This window comes from Planktotalea sp. (assembly GCF_049680325.1).
In the GTDB taxonomy this organism is placed as follows: domain Bacteria; phylum Pseudomonadota; class Alphaproteobacteria; order Rhodobacterales; family Rhodobacteraceae; genus Planktotalea.
In genome coordinates this window covers 1-5,824 of sequence record NZ_JBAUHO010000030.1, presented here as the reverse complement: position 1 = coordinate 5,824, position 5,824 = coordinate 1, and the positions used below count along the sequence as shown (strand labels likewise).

General features: G+C 55.4%; 8 protein-coding genes. All 8 read left to right on the top strand.

Going from position 1 to position 5,824, the window contains the following annotated elements; genetic code table 11:
- The first annotated feature begins 78 nt into the window (after positions 1–78).
- Positions 79–438 carry a hypothetical protein gene (locus WBC85_RS01550; protein ID WP_424432925.1) on the top strand — a complete coding sequence of 120 codons (360 nt, stop codon included), beginning with the start codon at positions 79–81 and terminating at the stop codon, positions 436–438.
- A 56-nt stretch (positions 439–494) separates the two neighbouring features.
- Positions 495–1,232, top strand: coding sequence for a HupE/UreJ family protein (locus WBC85_RS01545; protein ID WP_424432924.1), 738 nt, complete (start codon positions 495–497; stop codon positions 1,230–1,232).
- 15 nt (positions 1,233–1,247) lie between these two features.
- On the top strand, positions 1,248–1,862 hold the full coding sequence (locus WBC85_RS01540; protein WP_424432923.1) for a transmembrane anchor protein: 615 nt from the start codon (positions 1,248–1,250) through the stop codon (positions 1,860–1,862).
- 523 nt (positions 1,863–2,385) lie between these two features.
- A complete protein-coding gene (locus tag WBC85_RS01535; RefSeq protein ID WP_424432922.1) occupies positions 2,386–2,820 on the top strand; it encodes a c-type cytochrome in 435 nt (144 codons plus the stop codon).
- Between the two features lie 20 nt (positions 2,821–2,840).
- Positions 2,841–3,182: a copper resistance CopC family protein gene (locus WBC85_RS01530; protein WP_424432921.1), complete on the top strand. Its 342-nt coding sequence runs from the start codon at positions 2,841–2,843 to the stop codon at positions 3,180–3,182.
- A gap of 2 nt (positions 3,183–3,184) precedes the next feature.
- Entirely contained in the window at positions 3,185–4,033 is an 849-nt protein-coding gene (locus WBC85_RS01525; RefSeq protein WP_424432920.1) for a copper resistance D family protein, read from the top strand.
- 7 nt (positions 4,034–4,040) lie between these two features.
- Positions 4,041–5,339 (top strand): multicopper oxidase family protein, encoded by a 1,299-nt coding sequence (locus WBC85_RS01520; RefSeq protein ID WP_424432919.1) that lies wholly within the window; start codon positions 4,041–4,043, stop codon positions 5,337–5,339.
- A complete protein-coding gene (locus tag WBC85_RS01515) occupies positions 5,336–5,761 on the top strand; it encodes a c-type cytochrome (protein ID WP_424432918.1) in 426 nt (141 codons plus the stop codon). The genes WBC85_RS01520 and WBC85_RS01515 overlap by 4 nt, the downstream gene beginning before the upstream one ends.
- Positions 5,762–5,824 lie beyond the last annotated feature (63 nt).

Below are 5,824 nucleotides of genomic sequence, written 5' to 3'. Positions count from 1 at the left end.
CCGCGACCTTGTCATATTTTCACCTCTACCTTATTCAGGAACAGTTGGAGCGAGCAAAGACCCATGAGGGCGCACAGGATGATGCAACAAATCGCAAGATCCCTGAGAGGATTTCTGATTATCGCTTTAGCGGTCGGTCTTGTGCTGTCTGCGAATTCACGCCTCGTCGCGCACGACTTTTCCGATTTGGCGAAGATTGTAGCGGATCACCACGACGAGATAACAGAGCATGGGCACGCGCATGAGGACATCGTGGATGTCATGCACGCTTATCTGGCGCATAGCCATGAGATTACCGATCACGATCACAATGTCGCGTTTTTACCGCCGCGTGACGCGACGAGCGAAACGGGCCCTTCCAGCACAATCGCGGCCCTGTCAGACAGTGGCATGCGGGGACGTCAGGACTATGGCCTGGATCGACCGCCAAGAGTGTGATGACGCGCCTTAAAAGGCAGCTTTTCAATCACACTCAAATAAACGGAAAATTCAAAATGATACTTAACCGATCCTACAGGTCGGAGCGGCTGTTGCATGTTTTGCGGCACGCTTCGATCCTATTTCTTGCAATCACAGCGGCGCTCACTGCCTTTGCGACCACCGCATCAGCTCATGCCGTTACACCGGGCGATGCGGGCTATATTCAGGAGATTTTCGGGGTGCATGTCATCTCGTTCATCTATCTGGGGGCGAAACACATGATCACCGGATATGACCACATTCTGTTCCTGCTCGGCGTTGTCTTCTTTCTCTATCATATGAAAGACGTCGCCATTTACGTCAGCATTTTTGCCGTCGGACACTCGGTCACGATGATGCTGGGGGTCTGGTATGGCTGGGGCATCAACGCCTATATCATCGACGCAATCATTGGACTTTCAGTCATCTACAAGGCGCTCGACAATCTCGGCGTCTACCAGAAGTGGTTCGGCGTTCAGCCCAACACCAAGGCGGCAACGCTGATTTTCGGGCTGTTCCACGGCACTGGTCTGGCCTCGAAAATTCTCGAATACAAGATTGCCGAAGACGGACTGTTGGCCAATCTTCTCGCCTTCAACGTAGGTGTCGAAGTGGGTCAGCTTTTGGCGCTCTTCGTGATCCTGATCGTCATGGGATACTGGCGCCGCAGTCCGAACTTCATGCGTCAGGCAACAGTCGCAAACATCATCATGGCATTCCTTGGCGGCCTTCTGACCTACCAGCAGGTCGCGGGCTACATCGCCAGCACATAAGAATTGGAGAGAACAATGAACAACGCACCAAAACCCAAGATCGAAGACCTGCCGACCCCTGCGCAATTGCGCCGCTATACGGTAATCGCGGGGCTCGGGGCTGTGGCCATCGGTGTCATGGTCTATCTGCCCGCTGAATATGGAACAGATCCCACGGGCGTGGGAAGCATCCTCGGCCTGACCGAAATGGGCGAGATCAAACAGCAGCTCGCGGCAGAGGCAGCGGCGGACGAAGCGTTACACGGTAGCGATGAATCCTCGTCTTTGATGAATGACGTCTTCGGTCTGTTCGTCTCATCAGCTGCCGCACAACAAGCGTGGCAAGACGAGATCACCTTCACTCTTGCACCCGGCGCATCCACCGAGATCAAAGCCACGATGGAGCAAGGCGCCACGCTGACCTATGCTTGGGTCGCTACCGGAGGCCGTATCAATTTCGATCTTCATGCCCATGCAGGTGGGGAGGCTGTGACGTATGAGACAGGCCGCGGTCAGACATCAGCGGAAGGGAGTTTCGAGACCCCCTTCGCCGGTGACCATGGCTGGTTCTGGCGCAACCGGGACAAAACGGACGTGACTGTGACACTGCAATTGAACGGCAGCTACAGCGAGATCGTCCGGGGCGAGTAAGCAGCAACCTGGTCACCCACACGAAATATTGTGGGTGACCAGACCTCCAAAATGGATATACCGTGAACGGATTTTCCCGCATCGTAAAAATTGTATTTTGGGATTTATGCCTCTGTTTGCTACAAAGTCCATTATTGTTCGCTATGGGCCGTTCCTGACAATTTCTGTGCTGTAATGTTGATCTGGATTGCGGCGCCGCTGATAGATGATTTTAAAGTCAGTTTTTTGTTATCTACGCCGTATATTCGACCCAGCAAGCGGCTATACCGCACAGGACACTCGCGAGTTAAGCAAGGGGAAAAGTACGTCGAGGGCTTGAGCGATTTGAGAGCTCCCGTTCGACGGACTTACTTGGGCTCGCGGCGAGCGAAGCCAAACTTGCGGTCTTTCCATACAAACGGGGAGGTTCTCGGTAACTGTTAGAAGTCATTATTTTTCATATTGATTGATGATTTAGGTCTTGACCTTCCACCTGCTGGAACACGTATCGCTGCTTCAAAACGATTGAGAGGCAGATGCAGTGATGAAGTTGATAATAGCCGCCGCAGTGGTTATCGCAGTGCTGGGTGTCGGGTTGACCTACTTGTCTCTTGAGGGGATCAAACCTGCTGAAAGTTCGGTTGGCTCTAATGCTGGGGCCGAGATCGTGAGTGTCACGTTACCCGACGCTTTCACGCAAAATGCTCAGATCGGGCAGCGTGCCTATGATGTGAATTGCGCCTCCTGCCACGGGATCAACGCGGCAGGGCAGGAGGGTATCGCACCCCCGCTTGTCCACATTATTTATGAGCCCAGCCACCATGCGGACGAAAGTTTCCAGCGGGCGGTGTCTCTTGGCGTGCGCGCACATCACTGGCCTTTTGGCGACATGCCGGCGGTCGAGGGGCTGACACGCGGTGATGTCACATTGATCACCACCTACATTCGAGAATTGCAACGCGCCAACGGGATCAACTGATGGCCTATGAGGAAATGAGAATGAAAAATATACTGCTTGCGGGCACAATGGCTTTATTCGCGACAGGCGCTTTGGCGCATTCGGCCATGGACGAGACGACACCGGCCCACGAGGCGGTTTTGACCGAAGCTCCTGCTGAAGTTGTCATGAACTTTTTGCACGATATCCGCTTAACACGGGTGAGCATGACGCATGCGGATCACGCGTCTGTCGATCTTGACCTGAGCGCCTATAAGGGGATGGAGATTGATTTTACCGTGCCAATGCAACCCATGGGGAGCGGCGCCTATGTCATTGATTGGCGCGGATTGGGGGCTGACGGACATGCTATGACCGGCTCGTTCAGCTTTGTTGTAGAGTAAGTATGCCTGATATCTGGGGGCTCGCAGCGATCATTACCAAGATGGCCCTATATCTGGGCGTCCTGACGGCGGTCGGCACGGTGATTGTTGCTCTGGTTTTCAAGACGGACCGCTACAAAGGGCCTGCAATTGCCTTTGGAGTGCTGGGGCTTGCCGCCGCTGTCCTGTCGTTTGCTCTTGGTGGAGCCAATCTGACGGGTGATGCAAGCGGGATGACCGATCCAGAGATGCTGGGGCTTCTCTGGGGCACCTCGGTTGGAACAGCGCTTTTATGCCGTGTCCTCGGCCTTGGTCTTTTGATTGCGGGACTGTTTATGGGGCGTGTTGGGCTTTTGCTGTCAAGCGTTGGCGGGGTTATTTCACTTTGGTCATTCCCGTTGGTCAGCCATGTATCGACACGGGATACGGCACTTCTTGATGGCGCACTGGTGCTGCATTTGGGGGCTATCGCATTCTGGCTTGGAATACTCATTCCCCTTAAACGGCTCGCAGCTGTGCCCGCGCATTGGCCAAGGGCCGCAGATCTTGGACATCGCTTCGGTATTGTCGCACGGGGAGTAATTCCCGCTCTGATTATTGCCGGCGTCTATCTCGGCTATATGCTTGTAGGCTCAGTTGCTGCGCTGCTGGGCACGGGATACGGGCAGGCGATGATCTTGAAGGTCCTGTTTGTTGTCGGACTGCTTGCGTTGGGGGCTGCAAACAAGCTGCGATTTATTCCTGCGCTCAAAGCGGGCGATCCGCATGCCGCAGGGCATCTGTCGCGCTCTATTTCCATCGAATGGGGCGTTATCTTGACTGTGCTGGCTGTTACCGCGGTTCTGACATCCACACTCTCTTTGCCGACATGAGGTTTACATGAAGAGACGGACTTTTTTAGCTTCGACCAGCGCGCTTGCATTTCTGCCACGCGCTGTTTTTGCGGCGGGGGAGATGTTGCGGTTGAAAGCCGAAGCGGTTGTGCAGCAGGTCTTGCCCGAGGGCGAGGGGACGACGGCGATGCTGGGCTTCAATGGCGGGATGCCAGGGCCCGAACTGCGCCTGCGCCGTGGCATTCGGGCTGAGGTGGAGGTCGAGAATGCGCTTGAGGAGGGCACCGCCGTTCACTGGCATGGTATACGGCTGGAAAACAGGATGGATGGGGTGCCGATGCTCACGCAGGAGTTGATCCAACCGGGCGCGCGAATGACCTACAGCTATGTGCCGCCGGATTCCGGCACATACTGGTATCACTCGCATTACATTTCGCATGAGCAGGTGGCACGCGGCATGATGGGACCGCTTATTATCGAGGATGATGTGCCGCCGGACGTGGATCATGACATTACTGTGCTTCTCGCGGATTGGAGGTTGCAGGAAGACGGCAGCCTCATTGACGAGTTTTCCGACATGCACAGTGTCGCCCATGGCGGTTATATGGGAAATTTTGCACGCGGGTTTTTATCGCAATCGCAAGTCAGCACCGGTGACCGCGTCCGCTTGCGTCTCATTAATGCAGCCACCAACAGGATATTTCCATTGCAAATAAGCGGGGCTGCCGGATCTATTGTGGCGCTTGACGGTATGGCGCTGGCTGTGCCGCGTGCCTTAACCGACATTACACTGGCCCCTGCGCAGCGCGCTGATCTGATCGTAGATGTTCAGGAGGACGTCGCCTTTGATATGCTGATGCGTGACGGGTCGTTCCGCTTGGCCGACCTTGCTGCCGTGGGTGCGAATTCCGATAGACAACCAACCCCGATTGGGGCTCTTGCTGCGCCGGATTTACCCAAACCGGACAGGCCTACACAGCACTTGACCCTTACCATGATGGGCGGTGCCATGGGCGGGCGGCACGGGGGTGACAACATCTGGGCCTTCAATAACGTCTCCGATCTGCAACCGGAGCCTTTCGGCGCGTTTCAAAGGGGCGAGACGGTTCGGATTACCTTGGTCAACGATACCTCCTTTCCGCATGGTATCCATTTGCATGGCCACCACTTCTATGAGGTGGATGCAAACGGAGTCCTTGGGGATCTCCGCGACACCACGCTGGTGGATGCGCGCGCCAGCCGTGATATTATCTGTGTCTTTGACAATCCGGGCAAATGGTTGCTGCATTGCCATATGCTGAGCCACGCGGTGGGTGGTATGCGCACATGGGTTACTGTCGCATGAGAAGGCTGGCACTGGTCCTGATGGTTTGCGCAAGCGCTGCACATGCTGATCACGAATTGGAGGGGCGAGACATCGCCGCAGGTGCAATGCTCTATGCCGCGAACTGCGCCGCCTGCCATGGGGTGAATTTGGAAGGCCAGCCGAATTGGCGCTCTGCCGGAGAGGACGGCGTCCTTCCTGCACCACCGCATGATGCGTCTGGCCATACATGGCATCACGATAATTCAATGTTGTTCGATTATACCAAGCAGGGCGGGCAGGCGGCTTTGGCCGCGATGGGTGTGACCGGATTTAACAGCGGCATGCCTGCGTTTGAAGGCGTAATTTCGGATAACGAGATATGGGATATCCTCGCCTATATCCGCTCCACCTGGCCCGAGCGGGAGCGTGATGTTCAGGCCGGTCGAAACCCGCCACATTAAAACAGCACGAAGATTAAATCCACATCAACCCTTGACCCTCCAGCTACTGGAAGCCCTATCTAC

Coding starts and splice junctions, on each gene's coding strand:
- WBC85_RS01550 (WP_424432925.1), top strand. CDS start 79: ATGATGCAACAAATCGCAAGATCCCTGAGAGGATTTCTGATTATCGCT.
- WBC85_RS01545 (WP_424432924.1), top strand. CDS start 495: ATGATACTTAACCGATCCTACAGGTCGGAGCGGCTGTTGCATGTTTTG.
- WBC85_RS01540 (WP_424432923.1), top strand. CDS start 1,248: ATGAACAACGCACCAAAACCCAAGATCGAAGACCTGCCGACCCCTGCG.
- WBC85_RS01535 (WP_424432922.1), top strand. CDS start 2,386: ATGAAGTTGATAATAGCCGCCGCAGTGGTTATCGCAGTGCTGGGTGTC.
- WBC85_RS01530 (WP_424432921.1), top strand. CDS start 2,841: ATGAAAAATATACTGCTTGCGGGCACAATGGCTTTATTCGCGACAGGC.
- WBC85_RS01525 (WP_424432920.1), top strand. CDS start 3,185: ATGCCTGATATCTGGGGGCTCGCAGCGATCATTACCAAGATGGCCCTA.
- WBC85_RS01520 (WP_424432919.1), top strand. CDS start 4,041: ATGAAGAGACGGACTTTTTTAGCTTCGACCAGCGCGCTTGCATTTCTG.
- WBC85_RS01515 (WP_424432918.1), top strand. CDS start 5,336: ATGAGAAGGCTGGCACTGGTCCTGATGGTTTGCGCAAGCGCTGCACAT.